Annotated in this window: 13 protein-coding genes and 2 pseudogenes; 6 read left to right on the top strand and 9 right to left on the bottom strand. The window is 66.3% G+C overall.

Annotated features, from left to right (window positions below):
* Positions 1 to 58 precede the first annotated feature (58 nt).
* On the bottom strand, positions 59 to 976 hold the full coding sequence (locus NG698_RS20505; RefSeq protein ID WP_252612041.1) for an ANTAR domain-containing protein: 918 nt from the start codon (positions 974 to 976) through the stop codon (positions 59 to 61).
* A gap of 607 nt (positions 977 to 1,583) precedes the next feature.
* On the opposite strand from NG698_RS20505, the gene NG698_RS20500 reads away from it, so the two are divergent.
* The 3 genes and pseudogenes from NG698_RS20500 (at position 1,584) to malQ (ending at position 5,515) form a co-directional block, all read left to right on the top strand.
* Positions 1,584 to 2,168: an HhH-GPD-type base excision DNA repair protein gene (locus NG698_RS20500; RefSeq protein ID WP_252612048.1), complete on the top strand. Its 585-nt coding sequence runs from the start codon at positions 1,584 to 1,586 to the stop codon at positions 2,166 to 2,168.
* A 6-nt stretch (positions 2,169 to 2,174) separates the two neighbouring features.
* Positions 2,175 to 3,178, top strand: a pseudogene (locus tag NG698_RS20495) (LacI family DNA-binding transcriptional regulator).
* Between the two features lie 114 nt (positions 3,179 to 3,292).
* Positions 3,293 to 5,515 carry a 4-alpha-glucanotransferase gene (gene malQ / locus NG698_RS20490; protein WP_252612039.1) on the top strand — a complete coding sequence of 741 codons (2,223 nt, stop codon included), beginning with the start codon at positions 3,293 to 3,295 and terminating at the stop codon, positions 5,513 to 5,515.
* Positions 5,516 to 5,560: 45 nt separating this feature from the next.
* On the opposite strand, the gene NG698_RS20485 is transcribed toward malQ, so the two are convergent.
* Both NG698_RS20485 and NG698_RS20480 read right to left on the bottom strand, forming a co-directional pair.
* Complete coding sequence (locus NG698_RS20485; RefSeq protein WP_252612037.1) at positions 5,561 to 8,386, bottom strand: FAD-binding and (Fe-S)-binding domain-containing protein; 2,826 nt, start codon at positions 8,384 to 8,386, stop codon at positions 5,561 to 5,563.
* Entirely contained in the window at positions 8,386 to 10,125 is a 1,740-nt protein-coding gene (locus NG698_RS20480) for an L-lactate permease (RefSeq protein ID WP_252612035.1), read from the bottom strand. Before NG698_RS20480 ends, NG698_RS20485 begins: the two co-directional genes overlap by 1 nt.
* A gap of 141 nt (positions 10,126 to 10,266) precedes the next feature.
* Here NG698_RS20480 and NG698_RS20475 point away from each other — a divergent pair, with 141 nt between their 5' ends.
* Positions 10,267 to 10,959: a GntR family transcriptional regulator gene (locus NG698_RS20475; protein WP_252612033.1), complete on the top strand. Its 693-nt coding sequence runs from the start codon at positions 10,267 to 10,269 to the stop codon at positions 10,957 to 10,959.
* A gap of 110 nt (positions 10,960 to 11,069) precedes the next feature.
* Here NG698_RS20475 and NG698_RS20470 read toward each other — a convergent pair.
* A pseudogene (locus NG698_RS20470) lies at positions 11,070 to 13,433 on the bottom strand (pullulanase X25 domain-containing protein); the annotation flags it as partial.
* Between the two features lie 56 nt (positions 13,434 to 13,489).
* Here NG698_RS20470 and NG698_RS20465 point away from each other — a divergent pair.
* Together NG698_RS20465 and NG698_RS20460 are read left to right on the top strand one after the other, a co-directional pair.
* Positions 13,490 to 14,167 (top strand): hypothetical protein, encoded by a 678-nt coding sequence (locus NG698_RS20465; RefSeq protein ID WP_252612031.1) that lies wholly within the window; start codon positions 13,490 to 13,492, stop codon positions 14,165 to 14,167.
* Positions 14,085 to 15,308 (top strand): tyrosine-type recombinase/integrase, encoded by a 1,224-nt coding sequence (locus tag NG698_RS20460; protein WP_252612029.1) that lies wholly within the window; start codon positions 14,085 to 14,087, stop codon positions 15,306 to 15,308. Before NG698_RS20465 ends, NG698_RS20460 begins: the two co-directional genes overlap by 83 nt.
* Positions 15,309 to 15,322: 14 nt before the next feature.
* Here NG698_RS20460 and NG698_RS20455 read toward each other — a convergent pair whose 3' ends face one another.
* From NG698_RS20455 to NG698_RS20435, 5 genes are all read right to left on the bottom strand, one after another.
* On the bottom strand, positions 15,323 to 16,522 hold the full coding sequence (locus NG698_RS20455) for an MFS transporter (RefSeq protein WP_252612028.1): 1,200 nt from the start codon (positions 16,520 to 16,522) through the stop codon (positions 15,323 to 15,325).
* A 190-nt stretch (positions 16,523 to 16,712) separates the two neighbouring features.
* The gene (locus tag NG698_RS20450) at positions 16,713 to 18,122 is read right to left on the bottom strand and encodes an MBL fold metallo-hydrolase (protein ID WP_252612026.1); all 1,410 of its coding nucleotides are present in this window, start codon (positions 18,120 to 18,122) and stop codon (positions 16,713 to 16,715) included.
* A gap of 109 nt (positions 18,123 to 18,231) precedes the next feature.
* On the bottom strand, positions 18,232 to 18,594 hold the full coding sequence (gene trxA, locus NG698_RS20445) for a thioredoxin (protein ID WP_252612023.1): 363 nt from the start codon (positions 18,592 to 18,594) through the stop codon (positions 18,232 to 18,234).
* Positions 18,595 to 18,658: 64 nt separating this feature from the next.
* Positions 18,659 to 18,955: a rhodanese-like domain-containing protein gene (locus NG698_RS20440; RefSeq protein ID WP_252612021.1), complete on the bottom strand. Its 297-nt coding sequence runs from the start codon at positions 18,953 to 18,955 to the stop codon at positions 18,659 to 18,661.
* 33 nt (positions 18,956 to 18,988) lie between these two features.
* Positions 18,989 to 19,293: rhodanese-like domain-containing protein (locus NG698_RS20435; RefSeq protein ID WP_252608309.1), on the bottom strand; the 305-nt coding region annotated here is incomplete at its 5' end.

The following is a 19,293-nucleotide window of genomic DNA, read 5'->3' as shown; positions in this document are numbered from 1 at the left end:
TTCGTGTACACCCCAGCATGGGCATGGGCATTGGCCAACGTGGATGACCTGAGGAAGCCTAATGCTCGAAATGCGTGTCCGGTGCTCCGCCTGGCAGGTTCGCCAGGATGCCCTCAGCCACCTTGCGGAGCTTGATGTTCCGGTGGCTGGATGCCTTGGCGATGATGGCAATTGCGTCGTTGTAGGAGCACCTGTTCTGCGCCATGATGACACCGCAGGCAATGTCGATGGACGTCCGGCTTTCCAAAGCTGACTGCAGGTCCGACGCCCTGGTGCTGGCCGACTCCAACTCAAGGGCCAGCCTGAGGCCGCGGGACGCGAGGTCAGTGAAACTGCGGGCCTCGGCGATGACGTGCAGCGGGAACGCCTGGGGGCCGGCTGCGAAGAAGGCGAGGGCGGCCTCGGTGCCCTCATCCAGGGAAAGCCGCAGGCCCAGGACGCTGTCGAACCCGGCGTCCTGCAAGTGCGGCCGGTAGCGTCCCCAGCGGAAGTCGGAGGCCACGTGGTTCATGGCCGCGGTCCCTGAGCCGGTGAGGGCTTCGGTCAGGGGGCCTTCGCCGACTTCCTTTTCCAACCGGGCCAACGTCGCGGTCCGCGTGCCCGTTCCAGCGGTGGTTCTGGAGCGTTTGGCCCGGCTCATGACCAGGGCGCATTCGATGGGAACGCCGGCGAGCCGGCTCAGCGTGGCGGCTCCCAGGTGGGCCAGGATCTCCAGGGAGTCAGACAGGTCCTTCGAGCCGGTGACCAAGTCAGGGATAAGCCCGTCGGCGCCGACCATCCCCATGGTGAACGCCTTGGCTGCCGGTTCGCCGCCAGGACGATCGCCCGGTGCCGGGATGGGCCTGCGGTCCGGGATTGCCGCCGGCCCCGGATGCGGGGCTGCATGCTGGGTGGTGTGTTGGGCCGGATGAGCGGGCGCTGGCCTCCTGCCCGCCGACGCGTGTGCCTGGGAAGCCTCGGATCGGGAATACTTCACCTTCGCCTCCCGCCGGCACACCAGGAACTGATTGGAAGCGTTTGATGAATGTGAAGCGTGGAGGACAAAGGGCCGGCGACGGCTGGGGGAGAGGCCTTGGTCTCTAAGACCTCCTCGTCGCCGGCCCCGCTTATTTCCCGGACCCCTTGGAGCGGGAAAACGCGGCTGCCGAGTCGTGTATTCATCCTTCCCACAACCCCCTAGTGAGACATCCAAACCAGTGCGGTTTGCGAGTCTTAACTCATTAGTCGAACTTAGTTCTGGCAGGGCCCCCGGCAACCGCGTAATCGGTACTTGTTTTTCAAATTAGGTAGTACTTGGTTTTTCGGAAGAACTATTCAACTCCGCGCTGATGAGTTCTCCTCCGCCGGCACGATCACCATGAGCCGGCGTTCAGCGTCGGACCCCTCCGGCGACGGAGTTTCGGCGCCTTCGTCGAACACCTGGAACTGACCCGCGAACTCGGTGTTTTCACGGTCCGGTACCGGGCGGCAACTTCGTGTCCGGATACCGAGTTTTTGTCCACGTAATGCGCAAAACGACTGGCGAAGTCCCATTACATGGACAAAAACTCCAGGTCATGACGCAGGCCGCGGGAGGTGGAAAGATGAGGGCCATGGAACTGCATATCACCGGTGACCCGGCCGCCGACCAACTGCTGACCGATGACGCGTTTGCGCTGCTGACAGGCATGCTGCTGGACCAGCAGGTAACCATGGAATCCGCCTTTGCCGGGCCGGAGAAGATCCGGGCCCGGATCGGGTCCATCGCCCCGGCCGCGGTGGCCGCGTACGAACCTCAGGCTTTCGTCGACGTGTTCAAGGAACGGCCGGCGGTGCACCGGTTCCCCGGCTCGATGGCGGGACGTGTCCAGGCGCTCGCCGAGACGGTGCAGCATGACTGGGACGGCGACGCGACGCTGATCTGGACCAAGGGCGACCCGGACGGCCCGGAGGTGCTGCGCCGCCTGCAGGCACTGCCAGGATTCGGGGAGCAGAAGGCAAAGATATTCCTTGCGCTCCTGGGGAAGCAGCGCGGGCTGAACGCACCCGGCTGGCGCGAGGCCGCCGGCCACTACGGCGAGGAGGATGCCTTCCTTTCGGTTGCCGACATCGTGAGTCCCGAATCGCTCGCCAAGGTGCGGGCCAGCAAGCAGGCAGCAAAGGCGGCGGCCAAGGCTGCCAAAGGCTGACCGCTCATGGCAGTGACCATGAACGATGTGGCGCGCGTCGCCGGGGTGTCGTTGAAGACCGTGTCGAACGTGCTCAACGACTACGAGTTCATCCGGCCGGCCACCAGGCAACGGGTCCAGGATGCCATTGCCGCACTGGGCTACGAGGCGAACCTGACAGCTCGCAGCCTGCGCTCCGGGAAGACCCACATGCTGGGCCTGGTGCTGTCCGACCTCGCGGCGCCGTACTACGCAGAGCTGGCCTCAAGGGTGATGGCGGCGGCGGAGCGGCGCGGCTACCGCGTGCTGGTGGAAGTCCGGCGCCCTGGAAGCCAACGAACTCGGTGCCCTGCAGGGTCCGCTGCGGCAGCTGACCGACGGACTCCTGTTCACGCCACTCGTCATGAGGGCCGATGCCGTCGCCTCCCACCGCGGCAGCAAGCCGGTGGTGCTGCTCGGCGAGCACATTCAGGTTTCCCCGGCTGGATCTGGTCACCATGAGAAACCAGGACGCCGCCCAGGCCCTCACCGCCCACCTGCTGGCCGGAGGCCGCCGTCGTATTGCCGTGCTCGGCGCCCATCCTGGCGAATCAGCGGGCTCGGCCGGCCTGCGACTCAACGGTTATCGGAGCGCACTGGAGGACTCCGGTGTCCCGTTTGACCCGGCCCTGGTGGCACCCGGGGAATGGCGCCGCGACGGGGGAGCAGCCGCCGTCGCCGGCCTCCTGGAACACGGCATTCCGTTCGACGCCGTCTTCGGGCTCAACGACGCCCTCGCCCTGGGCGCCATGCACGAACTGCTCGTCCGTGGCGTGAAGGTGCCCCAGGACGTTGCCGTGGCGGGCTTTGACGACATCGACGAGGCACGGTTCGCCTCGCCGTCGCTCACCACCGTGTCGCCCGGCATGGATGAGATTGCGGAACGGTCCGTCGGGTTGCTGATCGACCGGATTGACGGGCTGGAAGCGAGGGCAGACGGGGTCCACGCGGAGGCGGGCTTTGACCTGATAGTCCGGGATTCGGCGCCCTGAGGGCTGCCGCCGGACTATCGTTGGCTGCAACAGTCGTGCGCGGGGGCGTGTTGCTCCCGTGCGTCAGCAAGCAATGTAAGTTCGGGCCCATCACACCAGACGAGGCGGACATCCATGAAGGCTCCAGACCAGCAGCACGCTCAAATTTTCGGCACACCGGTTCCACCGGGCTATGGTGATGCCGCCGGTCATGAGCCCGTGGACCGGCACCTGCTCCAACGCCTCGCCGACGTTCACGGCGTGGGCACCTCGTTCCACGGCTGGGACGGGCTGCCGCACAGCGTCGCCCCGGAGACCCTGACCAAGGTTCTGGCGGCGCTGGGCGTCCCCGCCCACACGAACCAACTGATCGAAACTGCCTTGGCCGAGGCGGAAGTGGCGCCGTGGCGGCGGATGCTGCCGCCCGCCGTCGTGGTCCAGCAGGGCCAAACCGCACTGGTTCCCGTCCACGTCCGGGACGGTTCGACAGCGCGTCTGACAGTTGTGCTCGAGGCCGGTACGGGCGAGCCCGTGGAAGCTGTCCAGCAGGACGTCTGGGTGCCGCCCCAGGAGGTGGATGGTGTGGCCACCGGCCGGGCCACGTTTGCCGTGCCGGAGGGGTTGCCGTTGGGCTGGCACACACTGCAGGCAGAGTCCGACGGCGTCACAGCCGAGGGCGCGCTGGTGGTGGTTCCGGCGCGGCTTACCACCGCCGATTCCTTGGTGGAGCGGCGGGGGTGGGGCCTGGCAACCCAGCTCTATTCCGTGCGGTCCAAGCGGTCCTGGGGGATCGGCGACTTCGCCGACCTCGCGGACCTGGCCACACTCAGCGGCGCCCGTGGCGCGGACTACGTGCTGGTCAACCCACTGCACGCCGCGGAACCCGTGCCGCCGGTCCAGCCCTCGCCCTACTCGCCGTCCACGCGGCGCTTCTTCAACCCGCTGTACATCCGGGTGGAGGCCATCCCGGAAATCGCCTACCTGAAGCTGCGTAAGCGCGCAGCGGTGGACAGCCTGCAGGAGCAGGTCCAGGTCCTGAACAAGGACGGGGAACGGCTGGACCGGAACGCCGTGTACGCCGCCAAGCTCCAGGCCCTGGAACTCCTGTATCACGCCCGGCGCTCGCCGGCGCGGCAGGCAGCGTTCGACGAATTCTGCCGGATCTCCGGCTCCGGGCTGGATGACTTTGCGCTGTGGTCCGCCATCCGGGAAGACCTGGCACCGGACCATCCGCTGTGGGCCGACCCGGACTGCGCGCTGGGATCCCCTGAAGCGGAGTCACTGCGCCGGAAGCTTGCGGACCGGATCGGGTTCCACCGCTGGCTCCAGTGGATCTGTGATGAGCAGCTTGAGAACGCGCAGCAGGCGGCGCGCCGGGCGGGGATGCGGCTGGGCGTGGTGCACGATCTTGCCGTGGGCGTGGACCTCAGCAGCGCCGACGCCTGGACCCTCCGCGGTGTCCTGGCGCCCGGGATCAGCGTGGGGGCGCCGCCGGACATGTACAACCAGCTCGGCCAGGACTGGAACCAGCCGCCGTGGCATCCAGCCCGCCTGGCGGAGGCCGGCTACGCGCCGTTCCGCAACATGCTCTCCACCGTACTCCGGCATGCCGGCGGCATTCGGGTGGACCACGTGCTGGGCCTGTTCCGCCTTTGGTGGGTGCCGGCCGGCAACTCCCCGCGCGACGGCGCCTATGTCACGTACGACCACGAAGCACTGATCGGTATCCTGGCACTGGAGGCCCAGCGTGCCGGCGCCGTGGTGATCGGCGAGGACCTGGGAACCTTCGAGCCGTGGGTGCGCGACTACCTCGCTGCCCGCGGCATCCTGGGCACCTCCATCCTCTGGTTCGAGAACGACGGCGATTCACCCCTGCCGCCGGAGCTGTACCGCACGCAGGCCCTCGCCAGCGTCAACACCCACGACCTGCCGCCCACCGCCGGCTACCTGGCGGGCGACCACGTGGCTCTTCGCAGCAGGCTGGGCCTCCTGGCACGCCCCGAGGCGGAAGAGCGGGCGGAGCACACGGCCACGCTCGAAAAGATGATGGGGCTGCTGCGGGAACGCGGCCTGCTGCCTGAGGGTGGCTACGGCAGCACCGGCAGCGAGGAACGCACCATCGAGGCGCTGCACCGCCTGCTGGCCCAGACGCCGTCGGTCCTTCTCGGCGTGGCCCTGGTGGATGCGGTGGGGGAACGGCGCGTGCAGAACCAGCCCGGCACCACCGAGGCGCTGTATCCGAACTGGCAGGTCCCGCTCGGTGATCTGGACGGCCGCGCGATGCTCATTGACGACCTCCCCAACAACGCCCGGTTCAACTCCCTGCTGGCCGCGGTTTCGGAGGCGCTGCGCGGCTGACCCATGCCGCAGCTGACCTCGATCGGTAACCCGCTTAGCCGTGGGTCAGCGGGTAACCTCCTCCAGGAGTTCCAGCACGTGGCGGTACTGCGCGCCGGTTGCCCGCGTCATACCCAGTTCGCAGGTCCGGTTGCAGGACGCGTGCGCCGCAGCGCCCATGTCCGCTACCTCCGCGGCCTGCTTCGCGGTAGCTGATGCCGTCAGCTCCGGGTGCAGCATCCCACGGTCCCCGGCGAATGCGCAGCAGCCCCAGTTTTCCGGCACCTCCACGCGGTCGGCGACGGCGCCGGCCACGGCACCGAGGGCATCGTTGAGGCCCATCCGGGTGGAGGAGCAGGTGGGGTGCAGGGCCAGGGACTCCAGCTTCCCGTGATCGGGCAGCCCAGGAAGGATCCGGTCCGCGGCGAAGTCCACGGCGTCCACCATGCGCAGTGGACGCTGCCCTGCTGCCGGCGTGTCCGATTCGACGGCCTGGCGCAGGCCCTCGGTGCAGGAGGACGCGTCGCAGACGATGGGCAGTTCGCCGTCCTTGGTTGCCTCCCGGAGGGCTGCCAGGGTCTTCTCCCGCATCGTTTTTTGGCCTGCGGCCATACCCTTGGAGGACCAGGGCGTGCCGCAGCAGAGGCCATCGATCCCTTCCGGGACAAGGAGCGTAATCCCTGCCCTGGCACAAAGCTGTTCAAAGCTGTACTGGACGCCGTGCCCTTGGCCGTCCTGAGCCGTACCCGCGGGCCCGAACATGGTCCCCACGCACGCAGGGAAGTAGACAGCGTCCACTTCGCCCGCCGGCGTCGGACGCTTCCGCACCGAACCGCCGCCCGGCAGTTCGGCCGAATACAGCGGGACTGTGTCTTCCCCAAGCACTGCCCGCGCGGCCTTATTGGGCGGGGCGATGGCGGCGGCCGGGAGCTTGTTCACCACAGTCAGGGCCAGCGAAGCACCCCGGGTGACGCCTTCCCAGTGCTTGGCGGCGGCATTCCACGCCCCGTTGGCGAGCGGGCCGGCGTCGGCCTTCCGCAGCTTCTTTACCAGCGATCCGGTGTTGATGTCCACCGGGCAGGCGGTCTGGCACATTCCGTCCACGGCGCAGGTGTCCACAGATTCGTATTCGTAGTCCTTTTCCAGTTCCGTGACCAGCGCAGTGTCTCCGGCCAGCCGCGCGGATTCGATGGCGCGCAGCGTGACGATCCGCTGCCGCGGCGTGAGGGTGATGTCCTTGCTGGGGCACACCGGCTCGCAGTAGCCGCAGGAGACACAGCGGTCCACCTCCTCGGCGACCGGAGGCGCCGTCTTGATGTGCCGCAGGTGCGCCAGCGGGTCCTCGTCCATGAGGACGCCCGGGTTGAGCATCGCGGCAGGGTCGAAAAGCCGCTTGATGCTGCGCATCACGTCGTAGAGCTCATCGCCGTATTGCCGGCGGACGTACGGGGCCATCACGCGCCCGGTGCCGTGCTCGGCCTTCAGCGATCCGCCCTCGGCCAGGACCAGGTCCACCATGTCTTCGGTGAAGGCGCTGTAACGGTCCAGTTCTGCGGCGGTGGCGAAACCGTCGGTGAGCATGAAGTGGACGTTGCCGTCCTTGGCGTGGCCGAAGATCACGCTGTTGCCGTAGCTGTACTTGTCGAAAAGCCGGATCAGTTCCCGGCAGGTGCGGCCCAGCACCGGGACGGGGACCACAATGTCTTCCAGCAGCGCGGTGGTGCCCTGGGGGCGCGCACCGGCGACGGAGGCGTAGAGGCCCTTGCGCAACTGCCAGAGCTGGCCCCGTTCCCGGGCGTCACCGGTGAACCGGGCGGGGGTGGAGAGCCCCAGGCCCATGAGGATGCCCTCGCCGTTGACTTGGAGCTCCGCCAAATGTCCGGCGCTGCCGGCGGAGTATTCCACGAGCAGGGCGGCATGGTCCCGGACCGCCAGGTCCTGCACGACGGCGGGCGTTCCCTTGAGCGTCTGGCCCACCTTCAGTGACAGCGCGTCCATCAGCTCAATGGTTGCGGCCCCTGTTTCTACGAGGGCAGGCAGGGCCGCGTTGGCCGCCTCGAGGTCCGGAAATACCAGCAGGCCCGCGGCGGCGTGCTGGAGCCGCGGGATGGTGCGGAAAATCGTCTCTGCCACGAAACCTAGGGTGCCTTCGCTGCCGACAATCAGGTGGGCCATGATGTCCACCGGGCTCTTGAAGTCCAGCAGGGAGTTCAGGCCGTAGCCCATAGTGTTCTTCATGGAAAACTGCTGCCGGATCCGGTCGACGGAGTCGGGGTTGTTCCGGACGCGCTCCGCCAACCGGGCTAAACCTTCGTAGAGTTCCGGTTCGAGGGCGCGGAGCTTTTGGTCGGCGTCGACCGCCCCGGTGTCGATCACGGTGCCGGAAGGCAGCACTACGGTCAACGACTCCAGCGTCCGGTAGGTGTTGTCCACGGTCCCGCAATTCATGCCGGAGGAGTTGTTGGCCACCACGCCGCCGATGGTGCACGCCGCCTCGCTGGCCGGATCCGGGCCGAACTTGCGGCCGTAGCGGGCGAGCCTCGCGTTGAGCGCCCGTACGGTGACGCCGGGCTGTACCCGGACCCGCGCGCCGTCGTCAAGCACTTCGATGTCCCGGAAGTTGCGGCGCACGTCCACCAGCACGCCGTCGGTAACCGCTTGGCCGCTCAGGCTCGTTCCGCCGGAGCGGAACGTCAGCGGCACACCCTGGGCAGCGCTCGCACGCAGCAGCCCGCCCACCTCGGCGGCGCTCCCCGCCGTGACCACAGCCTGCGGGATCAGGAGGAAGTGCGAGGCATCGTGGGCGTTCGCGTGCAGGTCGATGGCCCGGGTCTTCACCTGGGTGGGATCCTTCACCGCCGCGCGTAGGCCAGCTATGTCCAGGGGTGCCATCAGGGGACCATCCAGCCCAGTACGGGGGTGGACTGCAGGAAGATCAGCACGGTGATGAGCGCCAGCAGGCCGAGGCTCCAGCCGAGGAGCTTCCGGAAGAGGGTGCCCTCTGCACCGTCAAGGCCCACCGCGGCCGAGGCCACCGCCAGGTTCTGCAGCGACAGCATCTTGCCCATCACCCCTGCGGAGGAGTTGGAGGCGGCCATCAGCACCGGAGAAAGGCCGGTCTGCTCCGCTGCGGTGGCCTGCATCTGGCCGAACAGCGAGTTGGAGGAAGTATCGGAGCCGGTGAGTGCCACACCAATCCAGCCAATCAATGGTGAGAGGACGGCGAAGAAACCGCCCGCGGAGGCCAGCGCGAAGCCGAGCGTAGTGGTCTGGCCGGAAAGGTTCATCACGAAGGAGAGGCCCAGCACGGCCGTGACGGTAACGATGGTCCAGCGCAGCTGTACCAGGGTGTCCCGGTAGATGCGAAGGCCCTGTGATGCGATGATCTTGTACAGCAGCATGGTGAGCAGGCCGGAGAACAGCAGCAGGGTGCCGGTCGCCTTGAGGTGGTCCAGCTTGAACTTCGTGGCCGCGACAGGCTTGCCGGCCGAGTCGGTGATGTCCAGGCCGGGCCAGGCGAACGTGACGCTGCCAACCTGGCTCAGCCAGGCCTTGACGAACGGAATCTGCGCCACCGAGAACACCGCGATGATGATCAGGTAAGGGGCGATCGCCATCCAGATCTTCCGCGGCTCGGGCCGCGAGTTATCGGTGGGTACCGCACTGTCAGTTGGCACCGCGCTGCCCGAGGCGGGCCGTTCGGCAAAGTGTCTTGAGCTGGCTCCGCTCACCGAACCGGCACCTGCGCGTGCAGCGACGGCGGCTGCCTCGGCTGGTTCCAGTGCAGCCTGGACGGCGCCTCCCATCCCGACGGTTTCCTTCGGCTGCCACACCTTCAGCATCAGCAGCACGGCGGCCACTGTTACGACGGCGGCCACAACATCAGTGAGTTCCACGGCGAAGTAGTTGGAGGTTACAAACTGCGCCGCACCGAACGCGACGCCTGCGACGAGGGCCACGGGCCAGGTCTGTTTCACGCCACGACGGCCGTCCACGATGAACACCAGCAGCAGCGGAACGATCAGGGCGATGAACGGCGTCTGGCGTCCGGCCATTGAGGAAAGCTCATTCAGCGGCAGGCCCGTGACACCGTTCAGGGCGATGATCGGCGCGGCCATCGCGCCGAAGGCAACCGGGGCAGTGTTGGCAAGCAGCGAGACAATGGCCGACTTCAAGGGCTTCATTCCTGCAGCCATAAGCATGGCTGCAGAGATGGCCACGGGCGCGCCGAATCCGGCCAGGGATTCCAGCAGGGCGCCGAAGCAGAAGGCGATCAGGATGGACAGGATCCTGAGGTCGTTCGAGATCGAACGGATGGTGCGCCCCAGCACTTCGAACCAAGGAGTGGCCACGGTGAGCCGGTAGATCCACAGCGCGTTAACAAGGATCCACAGGATAGGGAACAGGCCGTAGAAGATGCCTGCCGCGGTGGCGCTCAGGGCCTGGTTGACCGGCATCTGCCAGCCAACGATGGCCAGTACGAGGGACAGGGCGAGGCTGGCCAGGGCAGCTTTGGGTGCCTTGACTTTGAAAACGCCCAGCAGAACGAAAAGCAGGACGAGGGGAAGCGCAGCGCAAAGGGCTGAAATCACTAGGGACCCGGAAATGGGGTCGAGGATCTGCTGAAACATGTGTCTCCAGATTGTGTTAGGCGTCACAACACTGTGGCGCCCAACGATTGTCTAACAAGTACACATGTTGGTCAAGTGCATGTGTTGACTTGTCTGGCAAGATTGGGGGAAATGGGAAAAGACTTTACAGGAGAAGCGCACATGGCCGGCCGCATTGCTGCAGTCTCAATCGTCGACGCGATCGCTGCGGATCTGCGGAGCCGCGTTTTCTCTGGTGACCTGGGTTCCGGCGAGGCGCTCACTGAGACAGACATCGCCACGTCCTATGAAGTGGCACGCCCAACCGCCAAAGCCTCGATTGAGAAGCTCGTGGCGGAGGGGCTGCTGGACCGGGGCACGCACAAGACCGCACGGGTCGTGGACCTGGGACCGGAATCCGTGCGGGACATCTACCTGGCACGCGCCTATCTGGAAAGCGAAGTACTACGCCGGCTGGCGCGCACCAGGGAGATACCGCAGGAGGCCGTCCAGGCCAACCGCGATATCGCGGCATCGAAGTCGGGTACGCCGCTGGACGTTGTGGAACCTGACATGCGCTTCCATACAAGCCTGATCGACGCAGTGGCAAATGAGCGCATCAGCCGGATGTACCGCTCGCTTGTGGGTGAGGTGCGGCTGTGCATGGTCCGGGTCCAGTCACTGCACCTCCTGGACACGGAGCTGATACTGGCCGAACACCAGAAGATCCTTGAGCTGATCGAGGGCGGCCAGGGCGAGGCCGCGGCCGAACTGCTGGACGAACACCTTGGGCGGGCGCGTGAACGGCTGGTCGCCGCTATGGGGGGAACCGCTGGCCCAGAGGCTGAGTACCCGTCAGGGCTGGTGCCGGAGTAGCCGGCACACAGCAATGCGGGGTCACCGGTCGGTGCTCCGAAACTCCGGAACGGACCGACGGTGCCCCGCATCGCGGTGCTAGGCGGCGCGGCGAAAAACAGCGCTGGGCCCTAACCCGCCGTGAGCAGGTGGGTGGCGTGGTCGTACCGGAAGGTGACCGCGCCGCCGTCGTGCGTGTAGGAGATGTTGCCGCCGTTGCGTACGCCGTTGGCACCGTAGTTCTCGTCCCAGCCCCGGTTCAGTGCGGCCTTGAACTCGTAGTCGCCGGCCGGGAGGTCCGCGACGGCCAGCTTCCACACCTGCGTTGCCGGGTCCAGCGTCAGCTGGGCCTGGTCGCAGGCCGGCAGCCAGTCATCCTCGCAGCCGAGCTCCAACCCCATGCTTCCCACCGCTGAAACCGCCTGCGGCTGCTGGGATGCGTAGACGGCAGTGGTGACGTGCGTGCGGTTGTCGTAGCGGAAAGTGACCGCTCCGCCGGGGTGGTCAAGGACGATGTTGCTCCCGTTAAGGAGCCCGTCCGCGCCGTAGCTGACACCCCACGTGCCGTTGAGCGCGGCCTTGTATTCGTACTGCCCGGCTGGCAGGTCCACGGTCAGCCGCCAGATGTTATCCGCCGGGTCCAAGGTCATGAAGGCCGCTGGGCAGGCCTCGTCCCAATCCTTTGGACAGCCCATCCCGGCGTTAAACGACCCCTCAACAGTCACTGAGTCCGGCTGCGGTGCCTCACCCAACGTCACCGTCCGCGGTTCGCTGACCACGCTGAAGCCGGGACCGGTCATGGCGGCGCGGTATCGGACCACGGTGCCGTCGGCGAGTTCCAGGCCTGCCAGGTCATCGGTCGCCGAGTACACCGGTGATGAGTCGTCAGAGCCCACAGCAGTCCAACCGCCGCCTGCGATGCTGCGCTCGAAGGACACCATATGGCTGGACTTTTCCGGATCTGCGGTGGCGCTGAGCTCCACGGAACCCTCCACGCTGCTGCCTTCGACGGGTTTCTGCATGGTTAGGATCGGCGCCGGAACGGCGGCTGCCCGGGACTGGCTGGTGGCACGGTGGCCCCCATTGTCCAGCACCGTGGCGCGGTATTCGAGGACGGTGCCTGCATCCAAGGCAGCGACATCGTGGAACACCTGGTACGGCGCGGTGTCGTCGGTGCCGATCGGTGCCCAGCCACCGCCCGCCGTCCTGGCCTCAAAGGTGACCTCGTAGAACGAAGCACCGCCGACGTCGGCCGTCACGTTGATCCGGCCGTTATCCGCCGGTGCCGCGGCAGGTTCCTGAAGTGCGACGGCGGGAGCCGCCTTGGAGTGCGGAATACGGCCCGACGACTGGTAGACCACGGCCGACAGCGGCGGGACGGTGACTGTCAGCTTTCCGTCCGCTGAGGTCTTCACCGTGTCCGCGCCCGCACCGTAAATCTGCGTGTAGCTGCGCTTGCCGATGTAGGTGGGCACGTCCGCCGTCTGCTGCTGTTCGCTGTTGTTCAGGGCTACAACATACTCACGCTGGTCCTCCGCATCGGTGCGGGAGAAGGCATAGATCCCTTGCCCTTCGGAGGCGTAGCGGTGCTGGTGGGCGCCGTCGCGCAGGGCAGGGTGGCCCTTGGTCAGGGCCGCGAGCTGGCTGATCTTGGCATACAGCGGGTGGCCGGCGTTGAAGTTGTCGCTGGCGTGCGTGGCGTCGGTGCCCAGCAGGTCGTCGTCGAGGTACTCCGGCACCTGGCTGGCGAAGAGCGTCTGCCGGGCGTCCTGGTCGCCGCCGGGGCCGGTAAAGCCTTGCTCGTCGCCGTAGTAGATCACCGGGTTGCCACGGGAAAAATACATCAGCTCGTGGGCCAGCTGGTCGCGGCCCACCTGGTCCGTGTCGGCTGAGCCCGGGTTGTCGGCGGCGATGATGCTGCCGATGCGGCCCATGTCATGGTTGCCCAGGAAGGTTGGCAGTTGGTAGACGTTGGAATCGGCGTCGGTGTACCAGTCGTCGCCGGCGAAGAACGTCTCCAGCGAGCGGGTGTCCTGGCTCTTGGACGCGAAGTTCCGGGCGGCCTCCTGGAACGGGAAGTCCAGCACGGCCTGCATCTGGTTGCGGGTGGTGAACTGCGAGGTGAAGGACTTGGTCGTGTCGAAGACTTCGCCGAACATAAAGAACTCGTCCTTGCCCTGTGCCTTGGCGTAGCTGAGCATCTCCGGGCCAAATTCCTGCCAGAACTCGTTGTTGACGTGCTTCATGGTGTCTATCCGGAAGCCGTCCACCCCGAAATCGCCGATGCAGGTCTTGTAGATCTCCTCCATGCCGTCCGCCACTTTGGGGTTCTCGGTGAAGAGGTCATCCAGGCCGAAGAAGTCGCCGTAGTAGGAGTCCTCGCCTTGGAAGGTGGTGTCGCCGCGGTTGTGGTACAGCGTGGGATCGTTCAGCCAGGCGGGGACCTTCAGGTTCTCCTCGGCTTTATCCACAACGGGAACGTAGGGGAAGGACGTCCTGTTGACTGAACTTCGGGAAGACTGAACCCAGGCTTTCCGGAGAGGTGGTCATCGTGGACGAAATGCGGCTGAAGCTGCTCGAGGGTCAGATCGGGTTGCCTGGCATTGGTGCTGTCCGGCAAAACGTGGCAGGTCTTCTGCCCTACGCCGTGGTCGACGAGGCAGGGCGTGAGATCGAGGTGTTCTCGGTGTTTCTTCGCGATCTCGTGTTGACGGACATGAGCCCGTTGACGGTGCGTTCGTATGGCAATGACCTGCTGCGCTGGTGGCGGGTGCTGGAACTGATCGGCGTCCCGTGGGACCAGGCGGGCCGTCTGGAGGTCGAGGTCATGGTCGGCTGGATGCGCTCGGCCGTGAATCCTCAGCGGCGGGGGAGCGGGGCACGGGTGATGAATCCACGGACCGGGAAAAGACCGCTGGCTGAGGGGTATGCGCCGGCGACAATCAATCACGCACTGGCTGTCCTCGCATCCTTTTACGCGTCTGAGCGCGGACGCGGTCCTGACGACGATTCGGGCCTTCTACCTCGATATCCAGGGCTGGGCAGCCCAGGAGCCCGAACGCTGGGCCCGATGGGTTGCGCCCTGCCCCATCGGCAGCAGGGAAACCAGGTCACAGGCGAAAACGAAACGCCGAGCCAAGGAACGCATGGATGGCCGCATACGCTTGCTTCAACCGCTCCTTCCTGCCTTCGTCGCCGCCGTGACCGCCCGCCGGGACCACCTGGATGACCTTCTGAAGGCAGCGACAGATGCCGAACCCGACCAGGCGCTGACGGTCGGAGCGAAGAACTATCGGAGGCTGTTCACCGTCGGTGACGCCCGGCACGCCGAGCGTCACGGCCGGGCCAACATCCGGGTGCTCGATGAGTCGACCGGACGGAAGCTCAACGTCACCTTCACTGAGGACGCCTCGTTCTGGCAGTGGGCAGCCGTTGAGGCCTTGCGGCACACCGGGCTGCGATGCGAGGAACTTCTGGAGCTATCCCAATTGAGCATCCGCCAGTACGCCCGGCCCAACGGGGAAGTTGTGGCCCTGTTGGTGGTCGCCCCGTCCAAGACCGACCGTGAGCGCGTGATCCCGATGACCGCCGAGCTGTTCCATGTGATTGCGACAATCATCCGCCGCCTCACCCGGAACCGGCGGGGCGTGCCGCTGGCCACGCGATTTGATAAGTACGAACGAATCACGAGTGCACCGCAACCGTTCCTGTTCCAGCGCACGATCGGGCAACGCACCGAAGTCATCAATCCCGGAACGTTGCGCGCGGAACTGGCCAAGCTCAGCGACGCCCTGGCAGTTGAGCACCCTGAGCTGGCCGGTTGCCGGTTTACCCCGCACGACTTCCGCCGTCTGTTCGCCACAGACCTCGTCAACCACGGCCTGCCGATCCACATTGGCGCCGCCCTCCTTGGACACCTGGACGTGCAGACCACCCACGGCTACGTGACCGTCTTCCAGGAAGACGTCATCCGCCACTACCAGATCCACCTCGCCGGCCGCCGGGCGGCCCGGGCCGCCCGGGAATACAGGACCCCGACCACCACTGAATGGGCCGAATTCGAAGAGCACTTCGACAAACGCAAGGTCGAACTCGGCAACTGCTGGCGGCCCTACGCCACCCCCTGCGAGCACGAACACGCCTGCATCCGCTGCCCGATGCTCCAAGTCGACCCTGTCATGATCCAGCGCCTCGACGAAATCAATGAAGACCTCATCACCCGACGCGAGCTCGCCGAAACAAAAGGATGGCTCGGCGAGCTCGAGGGCATCGACCTGACCCTCCGATTCCTCCACGACAAGCGCGCAGATGCACAACGGCTGGCCCGGCTGGGGCCGACCGACCTGGGCATTCCGGTCATCCGTCCTTGAAGTGGTTCCCTCGTTCATCTCTGGCCGCGGTGGTCCCTGCTTCGCATTCGAACAGCGACGATGATGCCGGAGAGCGCAGTCAGGGCGGCGACGGCGGCGACGGCGGCGGGGATGCCGTAGGCGTCGGCGATGATGCCGGAGAGCAGGGCGCCGACGGCGAACCCGCCGTCGCGCCACAGCCGGTAGATGCCCACTGATCTGGCCCGCCATTCGGGGTGGGCGACATCGCCGATCGCTGCAAGCAGTGTGGGGTAGACCATGGCGGTGCCGGCACCGAGCAGGACGACGGCGGCAAGCCAGGTTCCGAAGTCATTTCCGAGGGCGACCATGCCGAGTGCCAGGGCTTGGACGAGCATGCCTCCGGCGATCAGTGGTTTGCGCCCGATCCGGTCCGAGAGGGGACCGGTGACGAGTTGACCGGCGCCCCAGACTGCCGGGTAGACGGCGGCGAGGATGCCGATGCGTTCTATGCTGAGCCCTGCGGTGGCGAACAGGACAGGGAACAGGCCCCAGGCGAGGCCGTCGTTGAGGTTGTTCACCATCCCGGCCTGGCTGACGGAGGACAGGGACTTGTCCCGGAAACTGGTCAGAGTGAACACCTCACGGTTGCTCAGCCCGGCATGGCTGCCGGCGTGGACCGGGACGTGCACTGCGGCTTCGGCTTTGGCGTGGTGGTGTGTTTCGCGGATGGTCAGCACGGACAGGCCAAGGCCGACGGCGATGAAGGCAGCGCCGAGCAGGAAGGGCCCGGGGCGCAGTCCGTAGGAGGAAGCGATGTAACCGGTGGCCAGTGCGGTGCCTGCGACGCCGAGGTAGCCGGCTGCTTCGTTCAGTCCCATGGCGAGGCCGCGGCGTTCGGGGCCCACCAGGTCCATTTTCATCATGACGGTGGTGGACCAGGTCAGGCCCTGGCTGATGCCCAGAACCACGTTGGCTGTGACGATCCAGCCCCAGGAGGGCCCGAAGATCAGCAGGAGGGGGACGGGGAGGGCGATGAGCCAGCCGGCGACCAGGACCGGCTTGCGGCCGTACCGGTCCGAGAGGGTACCGGCGAAGTAGTTGGTGGCGGCTTTGGCCAGGCCGAACGCCAGGATGTAGGTCAGGGCGGAGGTGTACTGGTCGAGGTGAAAGACTTTTTCGGCCAGCAGCGGCAGTACCGTGCGCTCCTGGCCGAGGGTGCCGCCCACGAGGGCGTTGACGGCTACGAGGAGCATGAACTGCGCCAGGTTCTGGCGCAGGCCCAGTCTGATTGGATCCCTTTGCCTGGGCGGTGAAGAGGTGTGGCCGGATCTCACGGATGTGCTCCAAGTGTCAGGGCGAGGTGGTCGAGGGCAAAGCTATGGCGGCGGCCGGGCCTACTGTGCCGCCGCCAAGGCTCTCAACCAGGGTTCGTGGTGCTTTTGTTTAGTTGCTGGACACGGATTCGCGTTCCTGCTGCCAGGCGGTCCAGGCCGCGTAGCTGCCGTCGAGTTCGACGACGTCGTACCCGGCGCGGCGCAGGGCGCTGGCCGCGACGGAGTTCCGGACCCCGGACTGGCAGTAACTCACGATGGTTCCTTCGGCCGGAAGCTGGTCCAGGTGCCACATGGCGCGGCCGCCGCTGAGCTGGTGGGATCCGGGGATGTGCCCGGCGGTGTGCTCGGTGCGGTTGCGGACGTCCAGCACCATGGCCGCATCGAAGCTGCCCAGTTCTTCGGGCCGGATCAGGGGCGGGGTGCTGACGGGGAGTCCCTCGATGGTGGTGACGTAGCCGGCGACGTTGTCGATGCCGACCCGGACCAGGTGGTCCCACATATCCTGGGCCTGTTCCTGCCCGGCGGCGAGCAGCACGAGCGGGTTCTTGTCGGTTTCCGGGTTCACTACCCAGGCGCCGTAGCTGGCCACGGACTTGCCGGCGGGAACGTTCAAGGAGCGGGTGACGGTGCCTTCGTGGACTTCGGTGTTGGGGCGGGTGTCGATGAAGGTGACGGTGTCCTGGGCGAGGTCCTTCGCGACGTCGGCCGGGTCCAGTTCCTGAAGCGGGGTGCGTTCGCCCATGACCGCCGGGCCTTCACGGTTTTCGCGCTTCATCCGTCCGAAGTAGGCGTGCGCGTCGGGCTGGCCGTCGAGGAGTTCGTCGATGAAGCCCTGCTCGTCGTTCGCGGCGAGGTACGGGCCCCACCAGGCGTAGAGGCGCTCGTAGCCGACGGTGGAGGAGGGGATGGCGCCGAGGGCCTTGCCGCAGGCGCTGCCGGCGCCGTGGGCAGGGTGGACCTGGACGTAGTCCGGCAGGGTCAGGAATTTGTCCCGCAGGCTGGCGAACAGCTGCTTGGCGCCCTCGAAGCGGGTGTCGACGCCGCCGGCTGCCTCGTCGAGCAGATCCGGACGGCCCAGGTCACCGGAGAAGACGAAGTCGCCGGAGAGCAGGTAGCCGGGCTGGTCGCTGAACGCGCCGTCGGTCACCAGGAACGACAGGTGCTCGGGGGTGTGGCCCGGGGTGTGTACGGCCTGGATGCTGATGTTGCCAATGGTGACGGTGTCGCCGTCATAGAGGCGTTCGCCGTCGAATCCGTACTGCCAGTCAGGGCCGCCCTCACCGGAGACATAGATTTTCGCGCCCGTGGCGGCCGCGAGTTCGCGGGTGCCGGAGAGGTAATCGGCGTGGATGTGGGTTTCGGTGACCGCCACGATCTTCATGCCGTTCTTCTCGGCCAGATCCTGGTAAACCGCGATGTCCCGGCGGCCGTCAACGACCACTGCGGTCCCGTTCGCCTGGCAGCCGATCAGGTAGCTGGCCTGGGCGAGGTCTTCATCGTATATGCGCTCGATAAGCATTGGTGCTCTCCTTCATGAGGGGAAGTTTGGTGTCTGTTCCTGCATCAATTCTAATACCCCTGGGGGTATGTTGCAATGCTGGGTGTGCCGGCTGTCTTTCGTTGGGATGTTAGGGGTGCTGCTGCGCTGAGCCGGCCCGGAGCTTGTCCATGTCCAGGTTCTTGACGGTCTGGATGACTTCTTCCAGGCCGGTGGCATTGAGCGCTCCGGGCTGGGAGAAGACCAGGGTTTTGTCTTTGAAAGCCATCAGGGTGGGGATGGAGGTGATGCTGGCCGCGGCGGCGAGGGCCTGTTCGGCTTCGGTGTCTACCTTGGCGAAGGTGATGTCCGGGTGCCGTTCGGCGGCGGCACCGTAGGTGGGGGCGAACATGCGGCAGGGGCCGCACCAGGCTGCCCAGAAATCAACGAAGACGATCTCGTTGTTCGCCAGGGTTTCGGCGAAGTTCTGTTCGGTGATATCGATGGTTGCCATGAGGAGGTTCGTGTCCTTCCGGATGGTGTCGTGGAGGGTTGGATGCTGATCTTCAGCAGGTGGGTCAGGTGGTGGGGAGTCCTGCGCGGGTCCAGGCGATCATGCCGCCGGCCATGGTGTCGGCGGTGAAGCCGGCACCGTTGAGTGCGTCCGCGACGGCGGCGGACCGGTTGCCGCTGCGGCAGACGGCGATGACGGGGACTGTGGGGTCCAGCTCGGACAGTCGTTCCTGCAGCTGCCCCATGGGGATGTGCAGCGCTCCCGCGATCATGCCGTCGGCGACTTCAAAGTCCTCGCGGACATCGAGGATCCGGTCAGTGGATCGGCGCTGGTCGGCTTCGTTGACGGTGATTTCAGTCATCGGTTTCTCCTTCGGATAGTTGGACTGTTGTCCTCAGCGGACGGGTTCCCCGGCCTGACGCCAGGCGCCCATGCCGCCGCGCAGGGAATATGCCTCGTAGCCCTTTTCCGCAAGCAGGCGGGCGGCGGAAGCGGATCGGATCCCGGACTGGCACATGGCGATCACGGGCCGGGTCTTCTGGATGCCGGCCGTGCTGGCCTGGAGGCGGTCTAAAGGAACGTGCTTGGCCTGCGGTGCCCGTCCGGAGCGCCATTCCTGGACGGTACGAACGTCGATCAGGGCGGCACCGGAGGCCAGGAGTTCCTTGGCCTCAGCGACCGTGATGGTTTTGTAGGGCT

The organism is Pseudarthrobacter raffinosi, assembly GCF_023913735.1.
Classification (GTDB): Bacteria; Actinomycetota; Actinomycetes; order Actinomycetales; family Micrococcaceae; genus Arthrobacter; species Arthrobacter raffinosi.
This window is presented reverse-complemented; position numbering and strand designations above follow the sequence as displayed.